Raw genomic sequence first — 12928 nt, forward strand, 5'->3', positions numbered from 1 at the left:
GCCGCGCCCGCGCGGCGCGGCGGCCGCGCGCGTCACGCCTTGGCGTCTCCGGTGCCGGTCTCGACCGTCTCGCCAGTGTCGGCCTCGGGCGCTGCCTCGGCCTGCGGCATGGCGCGGGCGACACCGACCAGCGCCGGGCGCAGCAGCCGGTCGGCGATGGTGAAGCCCGCCTGCATCACCTCGATGATCGTGCCGGGGGCCGCGCCCGGGACCGGTGCCTCGAACATCGCCTGGTGCAGGTTGGGGTCGAACTTGCCGCCCCGCTCGGGGGTCGTCTCGCGGATCTTGTGCTTCTCGAAGGCCGAAAGCAGCTCGCGCCGCGTCAGCTCGATGCCCTCGAACAGCCCGGCGTGCTCGGTCTTGACCTTGTCGTCGGCGGCGGCAAGCGCGCGCGTGAGGTTGTCGTAGACGCTGAGCATGTCGCGCGCGAGGCGGGTGCCGCCATAGGTCTCGGCGTCCTTGCGGTCGCGCTCGGCCCGGCGGCGGGTGTTCTCGGCCTCGGCCAGCGCGCGCAGCAGGCGGTCCTTGAGCTCGTCGCGCTCGGCCTCGAGCTCGGCGACCCGGGCCTCGGCCCCGGTCACTGCGGTGTCGGTGTCCTCGGATGCCGCCGCGGGCGCTGCCGCCTCGGGCGCGTCTTCCATGTCGGGCTGGGGCTGTTTCCTGGCCATGTTCATGCCTCTCATCTTTTCTGCGTGCTCTCGCCCGCGACCACGCGGCCGACGAGGCGCGCGGTGTAATCCACGATGGGAACGATGCGGCCATAGTTCAACCGCGTCGGACCGATCACGCCGATGGCGCCCACCACCCGGCGGTTCGTGTCGGTGTAGGGCGAGATAACCAATGTCGAGCCCGAGAGCGAGAAGAGTTTGTTCTCCGAGCCGATGAAGACGCGCACGCCCTCGGCGCCCTCGGTCAGGTCGAGAAGCTGGCTGAGGTCGCGCTTGCGCTCGAGGTCATCAAAGAGCCGCCGCATGCGCTCGAGGTCCTCGGCGCCCTGGCCCTCGGCCAGGAGGTTCGCGCGGCCGCGCACGATCAGCCGCTCGGGGCTCTCGGTGTCGTCGCCGGACCAGAGCGCCACCCCGCGCTCGACCAGGCTCGCCGCGAGCCCGTCGAGCTCGGCCCGGTGCGCGGCCATCTCGCGCATCATCAGCTCCTGCGCCTCGGTCAAGGTGTGGCCGCGCAGCTTGGCGTTGAGGAAATTCGCGGCCTCGCGCATGGCCGAGGGGGTGAGTCCCGGCGGTGGGTTGAACAGGCGGTTCTCGACCGTGCCGTCGCCCATCACCAGCACGGCGAGCGCGCGGTCGGGGGCGAGGGCGATGAATTCGAGATGCTCGACCGGCGCGCCCTGCTTCGGCGCGAACACGAGGCTCGCGCAGTGCGACAGGCCCGAGAGCAGCTCGCTCGCGCTGTCGAGCACGGCCGAGAGGTCCTGCTCGGACTGCGCCACCAGCCGGTCGATCTGCTGGCGCTCCTCGGTCGGGATCTCGCTGATCTCGAGCACGCCGTCGACGAACAGGCGCAGCCCCATCTGCGTGGGCACGCGGCCGGCCGAGATGTGCGGGCTGTCGAGCAGGCCCAGCAGCTCGAGATCCTGCATCACGTTGCGGATGGTCGCCGGCGACAGACCCATGTCGAAGCCGCGCGACAGCGTGCGCGAGCCGACCGGTTCCCCCGTGTCGAGATAGGTCTCGACGAGGCGGCGGAAGATCGCGCGGCTGCGCTCGTTCAGGTCTGCGAGGCTCGGGTTCGGTACGCTCATTTCGCTCCGCGGCTGCATGACTGACCATGAGGTAAGTCGGGGCGCGCCGAGCGTCAATCGCTGTTGGGGCCGCCGCGGGCAAGCGCTCCTCCCGGGCCACCGGGCCGGCAGGCGGCTTCATGGCTGGACGCGCCCTGCGGGGCGGGCTAAGACGCCCACCGTCGCGATCCCGCAGAGTGGAGCCTGTCATGCGCCCGTCCGGCCGAGCCGCCAACGCCCTGCGCCAAGTCTCGATCGAGACCGGCGTGAACCGTCATGCCGAGGGGTCGGTGCTGATCCGCATGGGCGAGACGCATGTGCTGTGCACCGCCTCGGTCGAGGACAAGGCGCCGCCCTTCCTGCGCAATTCGGGGCTGGGCTGGGTCACGGCCGAGTACGGCATGCTGCCGCGCGCCACCAACACCCGCAACCGGCGCGAGGCCAAGAACGGCCAGACCGGCCGCACGCAGGAGATCCAGCGCCTGATCGGCCGCGCCCTGCGCGCCGGCACCGACCGGGTGATCATGGGCGAGCGGCAGATCGTCGTCGACTGCGACGTGATCCAGGCCGACGGGGGCACGCGCACCGCCTCGATCACCGGCGGATGGGTGGCGCTGCGCCTCGCGGCCGAGACGCTGGTCGCGCGCGGGGTTATCGCGATGAACCCGATCACCACGCATATCGCCGCGGTCTCGGCCGGGGTGCATGGCGGGCAGGTGGTGCTGGACCTCGACTATGCCGAGGATTCGGAGGCCGGCACGGATGCGAACTTCGTGCTGACCGGCGAGGGCGCGATGGTCGAGGTGCAGGCCTCGGCCGAGGGCGCGACCTTCTCCGAGCAGGAGTTCCACGACATGCTGGCGCTGGCCAAGCAGGGCGTGGCCGAGCTGGTCGCGGCACAGAAGGCGGCACTGGGATGACGCGGGCCTTCGGCGGCAGGCGGCTGGTCGTCGCCTCGCACAACAAGGGCAAGGTGCGCGAGATCGGCGACCTGCTCGGGCCCTTCGGGGTCGAGACCGTCTCGGTCGCCGAGCTTGGCCTGCCCGAACCCGACGAGACCGGCACGACCTTCGAGGAGAACGCCCGGATCAAGAGCCACGCCGCCGCCCAGGCGAGCGGGCTGCCGGCGCTGTCGGACGATTCCGGGATCGAGATCGACGGCCTCGACGGCGCGCCCGGCGTCTACACGGCAAACTGGGCCGAGACGCCTTCGGGCCGCGATTACGGCGCGGCGATGAAGAAGGCGCATGATGCGCTGCTGGCGAAGGGCGCGGCCCGGCCGTGGCGGGCACGTTTCGTCTGCGTGCTGTCGCTGGCCTGGCCCGACGGCCATGACGAGACCTTCCGCGGCCGGGCCGAGGGGCAGGTGATCTGGCCGCCGCGCGGCGCGAGGGGCTTCGGTTATGACCCGATGTTCCTGCCCGAGCGTGGCGAGCTTACCTTCGGTGAGATGGAGCCCGCGGCCAAGCACGCCATCTCGCACCGTGCCGACGCCTTCCGCCAGCTTGTCGCCGCCTGTTTCGGAGCGCAGCCATGACCCGCCGCCTGATCTCGACCGGATCGCCCTTCGAGGAGGAATACGCCTATTCGCGCGCGATGGTCGCGGGCGACTGGTGCTTCGTCGCGGGGACGACGGGCTACGACTACACCAGGATGGAGATGCCCGCGAGCGCGGCCGACCAGGCCCGCAACGCCTTCGCGACGATCGCCGCGACCCTGGCCGAGGCGGGCTTTGCGATGACCGACGTGGTGCGCGTGCAGTACAGCGTGACCGATGCCGAGCTGCGCCACGAGATCGCGCCTGCCCTGCGCGAGGCGCTGGGCGATGTGCGGCCCGCTGCCACCATGGTCGTGACCGGCCTGATCGCGCCCGAGATGAAGGTCGAGATCGAGGTCACGGCCTTCCGGGGCTGAGCGGATGTCGGGGCCCGACCGCTCGGCCTTCGCGCGCCGCCACGCGGTGGCGCTTTGCATCGTCTTCCTCGCGCTGCTCGCGCTTGCGGGCTTGCGCGGCAATGCCTTCGCGGGGCTCGCGGGGGTTGCGGGGCTGGCATGGGTGATCTGGGCGCATCTCGAGCGGAACTGAGCGCGGCGGACTGGCGGGCAGGCGGCTTCGGCGTCTATGTCCACTGGCCGTTCTGCCTGGCCAAGTGCCCCTATTGCGACTTCAACAGCCATGTCGCGCGGGTCATCGACCAGGACGCTTGGGCCGATGCACTGGTGGCCGAGATGCGCCACATGCGGGCGCTGACCGGCGCGCGGCGGGCCGGAACCATGTTCTTCGGCGGCGGCACGCCCAGCCTGATGGCGCCACGGACGGTGGCGCGCCTGATCGAGGAGGCCGACCGGCTCTGGGGCCTCGCCGAGGGTGCCGAGATCACGCTCGAGGCCAACCCCACCTCGGTCGAGGCGGCCAAGTTCCAAGGCTATGCCGCGGCGGGCGTGAACCGCGTCTCGATGGGCGTGCAGGCACTCGACGACGCGGACCTCAAGGCGCTGGGCCGGATGCACAGCGTGGCCGAGGCGCGCGCCGCCTTCGACATCGCGCGCGCCGCCTTCCGCCGCGTGAGCTTCGATCTCATCTATGCCCGCATGGGCCAGACCCCGGAAGCATGGGAGGCCGAGCTGCGCGCGGCGATCGGCATGGCGATCGATCACCTGTCGCTCTACCAGCTAACCATCGAGGAAGGGACGCGATTCTTCGACCTCCACCGGCGCGGGCGGCTCAGCGTGCCCGAGGACGCCGTGGCGGCCGAAATGTACGCGATCACCCAGAGCCTGGCGGCCGAGGCGGGGATGCCGGCCTATGAGGTCTCGAACCACGCGGCCCCGGGTACCGAGAGCCGGCACAACCTGGTCTACTGGCGTTCGGGCGACTATGCCGGCATCGGCCCCGGGGCGCATGGCCGGGTCACGCGCGCCGACGGTCTGCGCCTCGCCACCGCGACCGAGCGCGCGCCCGGCGCCTGGATGGCGGCCGTGGCCTGCAGCGGGCACGCGCTGGTCGAGCAGACGCCACTGAGCGCGGCCGAGCATGGAGACGAAATGGTGCTGATGGGCCTGCGCCTTGCCGAGGGCATCTCGCTGGCGCGTTATGCCGCTGTCGCGGGCCGCCCGCTCGATGCCGCGCGGATCTCGGCAATGGAGGCCGAGGGTCTGGTCGAGCGGCGCGGCGAGCGCCTTGTCGCGACGCCGGCGGGCCGGCTGGTGCTCGACCGGCTTCTGGGCGAGCTTCTGGCCTGAGCGCGGCCGCCGCCCTATCTAGGGACGAGCGGCGCTGGGAGGGCGCGATGCGGATGATCTGGACAATCGCAGGGTGTCTTGCGCTGGTGGCGGGTGTCATCGGCGCCTTCCTGCCGATCCTGCCGACCGTGCCGTTCATGCTGCTGGCGGCGTTCTGCTTCGCGCGGGGCTCGGCGCGGTTCCACGACTGGCTGGTCAACCGCTCGCGCTTCGGGCCCGCCATCCGCGACTGGCAGAAACGCGGCGCGATCGGCCGCCGCGCCAAGCGCGCGGCGATGGTGGCGCTCCTGTTCAGCGTCCTGCTGTCGCTGGCGCTGGGGTTCCCGCACGCGGTGATCGCGGTGCAGGGCGTCGTGATGGCAGGGGTCGCGGTCTTCATCATGACCCGCCCGGACGGCGAGCCGTCGCAACCCGGCATCCGCGACGGCGAGCGCTGAGCGCCGGCTGCCGCCCGCTAGGCCTTGCGGCGCAGCGTCTGGGCCGAGACGCCTCCCCCCTTGGGGTCATCGAGGATTTCGTACCCCCCGAGTTTCTTGATGAGTTCCTTGAAGGTCTTGACCCCGAGCCTCCCCTTGTAGTTGCCATCGAATGCACGCGATAGCGCTTGCCCGATGACTTGTGGCCTGCCTTCCCCGGCCTTGTTCAGGTGTCCCTCGATGATCCGACGCGCCTTGTCGGTGTCGTTCTCCTTGGCTGCGGCCTTCGTCGTGGCTGAAGGAGCGCCATTCTCGGGGAAGGCGACGAAGGCGGAGACCGCCTCGCGAAAGGCCGCGGGGGTGTTGGCCTTGCCGTAGCCGATCACCTCGACGCCGGATTCGGCGATGCCGCGGGCGATGGTCGCGAAATCGCTGTCGGACGAGACCAGCGCGATCACCTCGACCGTGCCGCGCTCGGCCAGGCGGATGCCGATCTGGGCGAGCATCAGGTCAGCGGTGTCCTTGGTCGCGCGCGCGCCCGAGAACGCGACCTCGGCCGAGAAGCCGAGATCGGTCAGGACCTTCTCGCGCCCCTTGATCGAGGTGAGTCGCCCGACGGCCCGGCGGATCACGACGCGGCCGCGGCCGCGTGCATCCTCGACGGCGAAGCGGATATGCGCGGGCTCGACATTGTCGGCGTCGATCAGGATCGCGATTCGGGGGGTATCGGTCATGGGTCCTCCGTCAGCATGGCGCGCAGCTCGTAGATTGCCTCGAGCGCCTCGCGCGGCGTCAGTTCGTCGGGGTGGATCCCGGCCAGGCGCGCCTCGAGCGCCGAGGCCTTTGGCGCGGGTCGCGGCGCAGGCTGCGGCCGGGCCTGGAAGAGCGGCAGCGCCTCGACGAGGTCGGCCGGCGAGCCCTCGCGCTCCTGCGTCTCGAGCTTCTCGAGGATCTCGCGCGCCCGGGTGGTAACGGCCTCGGGCAGGCCGGCGAGGCGCGCCACCTGCACGCCGTAGGAGCGGTCGGCGGCGCCGGGCCGGACCTCGTGCAGGAACACCACGTCGCCTTCCCACTCGCGCACCGCGACGGTGGCGGTCGAGAGCCGGTCGAGCCGCTCGGCGAGCCCGGTCAGCTCGTGGTAATGGGTGGCGAAGAGGCCGCGGCAGCGGTTCGCCTCGTGCAGGTGTTCGAGCACCGCCCAGGCGATCGAGAGCCCGTCCCAAGTCGCGGTGCCGCGCCCGATCTCGTCGAGTATGACCAGCGCGCCGGGGCCCGCCTGGTTGAGAATCGCCGCGGTCTCGACCATCTCGACCATGAAGGTCGAGCGCCCGCGCGCGAGGTCGTCGGCCGCGCCCACGCGGCTGAACAGCTGGTCGACGACGCCGATCTCGGCCTCGTCAGCGGGGACGAAAAGCCCCGCCTGCGCCAGCACCGCGATCAGGGCGTTCTGGCGCAGGAAGGTCGACTTGCCCGCCATGTTGGGCCCCGTCAGCAGCCAGATCGGTGCGGGCCCGCCGGCTCCGGCGGAGAGGTCGCAGTCATTGGCGACGAAGGGCCCCGCGCCCTGCCGGCGCAGCGCCTGCTCGACCACCGGATGGCGCCCGCCGCGGATGCGGAAGGCGCGCGAATCGTCGACATGCGGGCGCGTCCAGCGCTCCTCGACCGCGAGCCGGGCGGCCGAGGCCGCGACGTCGAGCTCGGCCAGCGCGCGCGGCCTCGCCCACCGGGCCCTGGGCCGCCAGCACGGCGTCGCGCAACTCGCCGAAGATGCGCTTTTCGATCTCGAGCGCGCGGTTGCCGGCGTTGAGGATCCGGTTCTCGAGGTCCGAGAGCTCGACCGTGGTGAAGCGCACGGCATTGGCCAGGGTCTGGCGGTGGATGAAGCGGTCCTTGCGCTCGAACATCGCCTCGGCGTGGCGCGCGGTGGTCTCGATGTAATAGCCCAGCACGTTGTTGTGCCGGATCTTGAGGCTGTCGATCCCCGTCTCGGCGGCGTAGTCGGCCTGCATGCCCGCGATGACGCCGCGGCCCTCGTCGCGCAGGCGGCGCGCGGCGTCGAGATCGGCGTCGTGGCAGCGCGCCACGAACCCGCCGTCGCGGGTCATGAGCGGCGGCTCGGCCACCAGCGCGGCGTCGAGCAGCGCGATCAGCTCGTCATGACCGTCGAGGCGTTCCGCCGCCGCCGCGACCAGGGCCGGCGGATCCGCGTCGGCGAGCGCCGCGCCGATCGCCGCGCCCTGCGCGAGACCCGCCCGGATCGCCGCCAGGTCGCGCGGCCCGCCGCGGTCGAGAGCGAGGCGGGCGAGCGCGCGCTCGATCTCGGGCACGCGGCCCAGGGCGTCGCCCAGCGCATCGGCACGGGCACGGTTCTCCGCGAGCCACTCGACCGCGTCGTGGCGTGCGCGAATCGCGGCGACATCGGTCAGGGGCGCGGCGATGCGCGCAGCCAGCAGCCGCGCCCCGCCGCCCGTGCGGGTGCGGTCGATCGCCGAGAGCAGCGTGGCCTCGCGGCCGCCCGCGAGCGCCTGGGTGAGCTCGAGATTGCGCCGCGTCGCGGCATCGATGCGCATCACCCCGCCCGAGGATTCGCGCACCGGCGGGCGCAGCAGCGGCAGTCGGCCCTTCTGGGTGAGATCGAGATAATCGACCAGCGCGCCCAGGGCCGACAGGTCGGCGCGCCCGAAGCTGCCGAATCCGTCCAGCCCGGCCACGCCGAAGAGGCGACAGAGCCGGGCCTCGCCGGCGGTCGAATCGAAGCTCGCGGGGCCGAGCGGCGTGACCACCGCGCCGCTTTCCTCGACCTGGGGCACGAGCCCGGTGTCCTCGGTCGCGCGCTCGGCGATCAGCACCTCGCGCGGCGCGACGCGCGCGAGCATCGGGCCCAGCGCCGCGCGCGCGCACCCCGCGACCCGCAACTCGCCGGTCGAGACATCGGCCCAGGCGAGCGCGCCCTCGCCCCTGATCTCGGTCCAGGCCGCGAGGAAATTGTTGCGCCGCGCGTCCAGCAGCGTGTCCTCGGTGATCGTGCCGGGGGTGACGAGGCGGATGACATCGCGCCGCACCACGGCCTTGGAGCCGCGCTTCTTGGCCTCGGCGGGATCTTCCATCTGCTCGGCGATGGCGACGCGAAAACCCTTGCGGATCAGGGTCAGAAGATAGCTCTCCGCTGCGTGGACCGGCACGCCGCACATCTGGATGTCCTGCCCCAGATGCTTGCCGCGCTTGGTCAGCGCGATGTCGAGCGCGGCCGCCGCCGCCACCGCGTCGTCGAAGAACAGCTCGTAGAAATCGCCCATGCGGTAGAACAGCAGGGCGTCGCTGTGCGCGGCCTTGATCTCGAGATACTGCGCCATCATCGGCGTGACGGCGCCGGTGCTCTCGCCCGATTCGTCGATGACCTTGCCCTCGCTCATGCGTCCTCGCCCGCCGGTGCGTCGCACCACCGCCCGAGGTCGATAGCATGCCCGATGCACCGACCGGAAGCGCGCCAGCCCGTACGAGCCAAATTCCACTTAATGGAAAACGGCCCGTTTTTCCGCGGGTGGTCTCTGGCATCCCAAAAACGGGATTGCACGTCGTTGGTTCATGGTATACCAGATAGCCGAAGCGCGGGAAGCGCGGCGGGCAAAACGGCCAAGAAGACCGTGGCCCGGTTGGGAGGAACGATGGGCAACCAACTCGAACTGAAGCCGGTAAATGGCTCCTTTTCGCTGAAGGAGCACATCTACGACGTCCTGAAGACGTCGATCATGAACCTCGACATCTATGACGAGGGCACCAACCTGCGGATGGACGAGCGCACCCTCGCCGAGCAGCTGGGCATCAGCCGCACGCCGATTCGCGAGGCGATCATGCGGCTCGAGCAGGAGGGCTTCGTCGACATCCAGCCCCGCCGCGGCGTCTTCATCAAGCGCAAGAGCCTCGACGAGATCCTCGAGATGATCGTCGTCTGGGCCGCGCTCGAGAGCATGGCGGCGCGGCTGGCCTGCCAGTACGCCACCGCGGAGGAGATCTCGGAATTGCGGCGCCTTGGCACGAAATACACCAAGGACCGCGCCAAGGCCGAGATGAGCGAATATTCCGAGGCGAACATCGAGTTCCACCTCTTCGTCCTGCGCCTGTCGAAGACCAAGATGATCGAGACGATCGCGCAGGGCCTGTTCACCCATCTCAAGGCCGTCCGCCGCAAGGCGCTGCGCGACACCAGCCGGGCCGACCGCTCGGTGGTGGATCACATGCACATCATCGAGGCGATCGAGGCGCGCGACGCCGACCTCGCCGGCGAGCTGGTGCGCGAGCACACCATGCGGCTCCACGCCTACATCCGGCGCAGCTGGAGATACATCGTCGGCGATGCGATCGCCGACCAGTCCCCGACAACTCTTACCGAGACCACGCAGGAGAGCTGAGATTATGGCCGTCGCCTCGCAGACCGCATCCGATCCGAAGGTAACGACCCCGGCAAACGACGAAGCCGTCCATGACCTGACCGACGGCTTTCACCTGATCCTCGACGCGCTGAAGCTGAACGGAATCAACACGCTCTACAATGTGCCCGGGATTCCGATCACCGACCTGATGCGCATGGCGCAGGCCTCGGGCATGCGCGTGATCTCGTTCCGCCACGAACAGCATGCGGGCTATGCCGCTTCGGTGGCGGGCTTCCTGACCAAGAAGCCGGGCGTGTGCGTCACCGTCTCGGCGCCGGGCTTCCTCAACGGCCTCACGGCGCTGGCCAACGCCACCACCAACTGCTGGCCGATGATCCTGATCTCGGGCTCGTCCGAGCGCGAGATCGTCGACCTCCAGCAGGGCGACTACGAGGAGATGGACCAGCTGGCCATCGCCCGGCCCCACGCCAAGGCCGCCTATCGCATCCTGCATGCCGAGGACATCGGCATCGGCGTGGCGCGCGCCATCCGCGCCGCCGTCTCGGGCCGCCCGGGCGGGGTCTATCTCGACATCCCGGCCGCGCTGATGGGCCAGACGATGAACGCGCTCGAGGGCCAGAAGTCGCTGGTCGAGGTGATCGATCCCGCGCCCGCCCAGTTGCCGGCGCCCAATGCGGTCGCGCGTGCGATCGAGGTGCTCAAGGGCGCGAAGAAGCCGCTGATCATTCTGGGCAAGGGCGCGGCCTACGCCCAGTGCGACGACGTGATCCGCGACTTCGTCGAGAAGTCGGGCATCCCCTACCTGCCGATGTCGATGGCCAAGGGCCTGCTGCCCGACACGCATCCGCAGTCGGCCGGCGCCGCGCGCTCGATGGTGCTGAAGGAGGCGGATGTCGTCGTGATGATCGGCGCCCGCCTCAACTGGCTGCTCAGCCACGGCAAGGGCAAGACCTGGGGCACCGCGCCGAAGCAGTTCGTTCAGATCGACATCGAGCCGAAGGAGATGGACTCGAACGTCGAGATCGCCGCGCCGCTGGTCGGCGACGTCGGATCCTGCGTCGGCGCGCTGCTCGATGCGATGGGCCCCGGCTGGCAGGCGCCGCCCGCCGAATGGACCGGTGCCATCCGCGAGAAGGTCGAGGGCAACGTCGCCAAGATGGCGACCAAGCTGCGCAACAACAACGTGCCGATGGACTATCACAGCGCCCTTGGCCAGTTGAAGGACATCTTCCGCGAGCGCCCGGACACGATCCTGGTGAACGAGGGCGCCAACACGCTCGATTTCGCCCGCTCGATCATCGACATGCACAAGCCGCGCAAGCGCATCGACGTCGGCACCTGGGGCGTGATGGGCATCGGCATGGGGTCGGCGGTCGCCGCCGCGGTCGAGACCGGCCATCCGGTCGTCGCGGTCGAGGGCGACAGTGCCTTCGGGTTCTGCGGCATGGAGGTCGAGACGATCTGCCGCTACAACCTGCCGGTCTGCATCGTCGTGTTCAACAACAACGGCATCTATCGCGGCAGCGAGCAGAACCCGCTGGGCGGCAGCGATCCCGCGCCGCTCGTCTTCGTCAAGGACTCGCGCTACGAGAAGATGATGGAGGCCTTCGGCGGCGTCGGCGTCTACGTGACCACGCCTGACGAGCTGGGCAGCGCCGTGCGCGCGGCGCTCGACTCGGGCAAGCCGACCCTGATCAACGCCATCATTGCCGAGGATGCGGGCACCGAGAGCGGCCGCATCGGCAACCTCAACCCGCAGAGCGTGCTGAGCAAGAAGTGATCGGCCCGCACCCAGCATTCAAGGAAAACGAGAGGACGGCATGAAAGCTCTCGACGGAATCAAGATTCTCGACTTCACCCATGTCCAGTCGGGGCCGACCTGCACCCAGCTCCTGGCCTGGTTCGGCGCGGACGTGATCAAGGTCGAGCGCCCCGGCGTGGGCGACGCGACGCGCAAGCAGCTGGTGGACGTGCCGGGGGCGGACAGCCTCTACTTCACGATGCTGAACCACAACAAGCGCTCGATCGAGCTCAACCCCAAGACCCCGAAGGGCAAGGAAATCCTGACCCGGCTGGTCAAGGAATGCGACGTGCTGGTCGAGAACTTCGCCCCGGGCGCGCTCGACCGCATGGGCTTCTCCTGGGAGCGGATCCAGGAGATCAACCCGCGCATGATCATGGCCTCGGTCAAGGGCTTCGGCCCGGGCAAGTACGAGGACTGCAAGGTCTACGAGAACGTGGCGCAGTGCGCCGGCGGCTCGGCCTCGACCACCGGCTTCCTCGACGGCCCGCCGCTGGTCACGGGCGCGCAGATCGGCGACTCGGGAACGGGCCTCCACCTTGCGCTGGGCATCGTCACCGCGCTCTTCCAGCGCGAGCGCTCGGGCCGCGGCCAGAAGGTGCTGGCACCGATGCAGGACGGCGTGCTCAACCTGTGCCGCGTCAAGCTTCGCGACCAGCAGCGCCTCGAGAAGGGGCCGCTGACCGAGTACTCGCAGTACGGCGAGGGCATCCCCTTCGGCGAGGCGACGCCGCGCGCGGGCAACGACTCGGGTGGCGGCCAGCCCGGCCGGATCCTCAAGTGCAAGGGCTGGGAGACCGACCCGAACGCCTACACCTACTTCATCACCCAGGCGGCCGTCTGGGAGAAGGTCTGCGACGTCATCGGCAAGCCGGAGTGGAAGGAGGACCCCGAGTTCGCCACCCCGAAGGCGCGGCTGCCGAAGCTCAACCTGATCTTCGACACGATCGAGCAGTGGACCATGACCAAGACCAAGTTCGAGGTGATGGACATCTGCAACCCGCTCGACATTCCCGTGGGCCCGATCCTGTCGATGAAGGAGATCGCCGAGGACGAGGGCCTGCGCGCCACCGGCACGATCGTCGAGGTCGAGCACCCGGAGCGCGGCGCCTACCTGACCGTCGGCTGCCCGATCAAGTTCTCGGACTGCGATGTCGAGGTGACGCGCTCGCCGCTGCTGGGCGAGCACACCTCCGAGATCCTGCGCGACGTGCTTGGCTACTCGGACGACGAGATCCACGAGATCGCGGGTTCGGGCGCCATCGGCGAGCTTCCCAAGGCGGCCGAGTAACGGCCCGCACAACCATGACCGCTCCTCCCCGCGAGGGGAGGCCACGAT

General features: G+C 70.1%; 12 protein-coding genes and 1 pseudogene. 9 read left to right on the top strand and 4 right to left on the bottom strand.

Features of this window, described 5'->3' with window-relative positions:
• Positions 1-32: 32 nt before the first annotated feature.
• Positions 33-668, bottom strand: coding sequence for a nucleotide exchange factor GrpE (gene grpE / locus H0I76_RS15415; protein WP_200611587.1), 636 nt, complete (start codon positions 666-668; stop codon positions 33-35).
• 11 nt (positions 669-679) lie between these two features.
• Positions 680-1759, bottom strand: a complete 1080-nt coding sequence (hrcA, locus tag H0I76_RS15420; protein ID WP_200611590.1) for a heat-inducible transcriptional repressor HrcA — start codon at positions 1757-1759, stop codon at positions 680-682.
• Between the two features lie 188 nt (positions 1760-1947).
• Between hrcA and rph the strand changes: the two genes are divergently transcribed.
• Genes rph through H0I76_RS15450 form a run of 6 tightly spaced genes read left to right on the top strand, consistent with a single transcriptional unit; the run spans position 1948 to position 5418 of the window.
• A complete protein-coding gene (rph, locus tag H0I76_RS15425) occupies positions 1948-2658 on the top strand; it encodes a ribonuclease PH (protein ID WP_200611593.1) in 711 nt (236 codons plus the stop codon).
• Positions 2655-3275 (top strand): RdgB/HAM1 family non-canonical purine NTP pyrophosphatase, encoded by a 621-nt coding sequence (rdgB, locus tag H0I76_RS15430; RefSeq protein WP_200611605.1) that lies wholly within the window; start codon positions 2655-2657, stop codon positions 3273-3275. The genes rph and rdgB overlap by 4 nt, the downstream gene beginning before the upstream one ends.
• Complete coding sequence (locus H0I76_RS15435) at positions 3272-3652, top strand: RidA family protein (RefSeq protein ID WP_200611607.1); 381 nt, start codon at positions 3272-3274, stop codon at positions 3650-3652. The genes rdgB and H0I76_RS15435 overlap by 4 nt, the downstream gene beginning before the upstream one ends.
• A 4-nt stretch (positions 3653-3656) precedes the next feature.
• Complete coding sequence (locus H0I76_RS15440) at positions 3657-3824, top strand: hypothetical protein (RefSeq protein WP_200611609.1); 168 nt, start codon at positions 3657-3659, stop codon at positions 3822-3824.
• Positions 3791-4981, top strand: a complete 1191-nt coding sequence (hemW, locus tag H0I76_RS15445; RefSeq protein WP_200611611.1) for a radical SAM family heme chaperone HemW — start codon at positions 3791-3793, stop codon at positions 4979-4981. Before H0I76_RS15440 ends, hemW begins: the two co-directional genes overlap by 34 nt.
• 53 nt (positions 4982-5034) lie before the next feature.
• Positions 5035-5418 carry a YbaN family protein gene (locus H0I76_RS15450; protein ID WP_234455355.1) on the top strand — a complete coding sequence of 128 codons (384 nt, stop codon included), beginning with the start codon at positions 5035-5037 and terminating at the stop codon, positions 5416-5418.
• A gap of 17 nt (positions 5419-5435) precedes the next feature.
• On the opposite strand, the gene H0I76_RS15455 is transcribed toward H0I76_RS15450, so the two are convergent.
• Both H0I76_RS15455 and mutS read right to left on the bottom strand, forming a co-directional pair.
• On the bottom strand, positions 5436-6131 hold the full coding sequence (locus H0I76_RS15455; RefSeq protein WP_200611617.1) for an NYN domain-containing protein: 696 nt from the start codon (positions 6129-6131) through the stop codon (positions 5436-5438).
• Positions 6128-8810 (bottom strand): annotated as a pseudogene (gene mutS, locus H0I76_RS15460) (DNA mismatch repair protein MutS). The gene H0I76_RS15455 and the pseudogene mutS overlap by 4 nt, the downstream one beginning before the upstream one ends.
• 252 nt (positions 8811-9062) lie before the next feature.
• On the opposite strand from mutS, the gene H0I76_RS15465 reads away from it, so the two are divergent.
• The 3 genes from H0I76_RS15465 to frc are packed head-to-tail and all read left to right on the top strand — an operon-like array spanning position 9063 to position 12880.
• Entirely contained in the window at positions 9063-9806 is a 744-nt protein-coding gene (locus H0I76_RS15465; protein ID WP_200611620.1) for a GntR family transcriptional regulator, read from the top strand.
• 4 nt (positions 9807-9810) lie between these two features.
• The gene (gene oxc, locus H0I76_RS15470) at positions 9811-11568 is read left to right on the top strand and encodes an oxalyl-CoA decarboxylase (protein WP_200611635.1); all 1758 of its coding nucleotides are present in this window, start codon (positions 9811-9813) and stop codon (positions 11566-11568) included.
• A gap of 40 nt (positions 11569-11608) precedes the next feature.
• Positions 11609-12880 carry a formyl-CoA transferase gene (gene frc, locus H0I76_RS15475; RefSeq protein ID WP_200611640.1) on the top strand — a complete coding sequence of 424 codons (1272 nt, stop codon included), beginning with the start codon at positions 11609-11611 and terminating at the stop codon, positions 12878-12880.
• The last annotated feature ends 48 nt before the right edge of the window (positions 12881-12928 follow it).

The organism is Thermohalobaculum xanthum (assembly GCF_016623495.1).
GTDB lineage: Bacteria > Pseudomonadota > Alphaproteobacteria > Rhodobacterales > Rhodobacteraceae > Thermohalobaculum > Thermohalobaculum xanthum.

Excerpts from the sequence above, each read along its gene's own strand:
- grpE (WP_200611587.1), bottom strand. The coding sequence starts at position 668 with ATGGCCAGGAAACAGCCCCAGCCCGACATGGAAGACGCGCCCGAGGCG.
- hrcA (WP_200611590.1), bottom strand. The coding sequence starts at position 1,759 with ATGAGCGTACCGAACCCGAGCCTCGCAGACCTGAACGAGCGCAGCCGC.
- rph (WP_200611593.1), top strand. The coding sequence starts at position 1,948 with ATGCGCCCGTCCGGCCGAGCCGCCAACGCCCTGCGCCAAGTCTCGATC.
- rdgB (WP_200611605.1), top strand. The coding sequence starts at position 2,655 with ATGACGCGGGCCTTCGGCGGCAGGCGGCTGGTCGTCGCCTCGCACAAC.
- H0I76_RS15435 (WP_200611607.1), top strand. The coding sequence starts at position 3,272 with ATGACCCGCCGCCTGATCTCGACCGGATCGCCCTTCGAGGAGGAATAC.
- H0I76_RS15440 (WP_200611609.1), top strand. The coding sequence starts at position 3,657 with ATGTCGGGGCCCGACCGCTCGGCCTTCGCGCGCCGCCACGCGGTGGCG.
- hemW (WP_200611611.1), top strand. The coding sequence starts at position 3,791 with ATGGGTGATCTGGGCGCATCTCGAGCGGAACTGAGCGCGGCGGACTGG.
- H0I76_RS15450 (WP_234455355.1), top strand. The coding sequence starts at position 5,035 with ATGATCTGGACAATCGCAGGGTGTCTTGCGCTGGTGGCGGGTGTCATC.
- H0I76_RS15455 (WP_200611617.1), bottom strand. The coding sequence starts at position 6,131 with ATGACCGATACCCCCCGAATCGCGATCCTGATCGACGCCGACAATGTC.
- H0I76_RS15465 (WP_200611620.1), top strand. The coding sequence starts at position 9,063 with ATGGGCAACCAACTCGAACTGAAGCCGGTAAATGGCTCCTTTTCGCTG.
- oxc (WP_200611635.1), top strand. The coding sequence starts at position 9,811 with ATGGCCGTCGCCTCGCAGACCGCATCCGATCCGAAGGTAACGACCCCG.
- frc (WP_200611640.1), top strand. The coding sequence starts at position 11,609 with ATGAAAGCTCTCGACGGAATCAAGATTCTCGACTTCACCCATGTCCAG.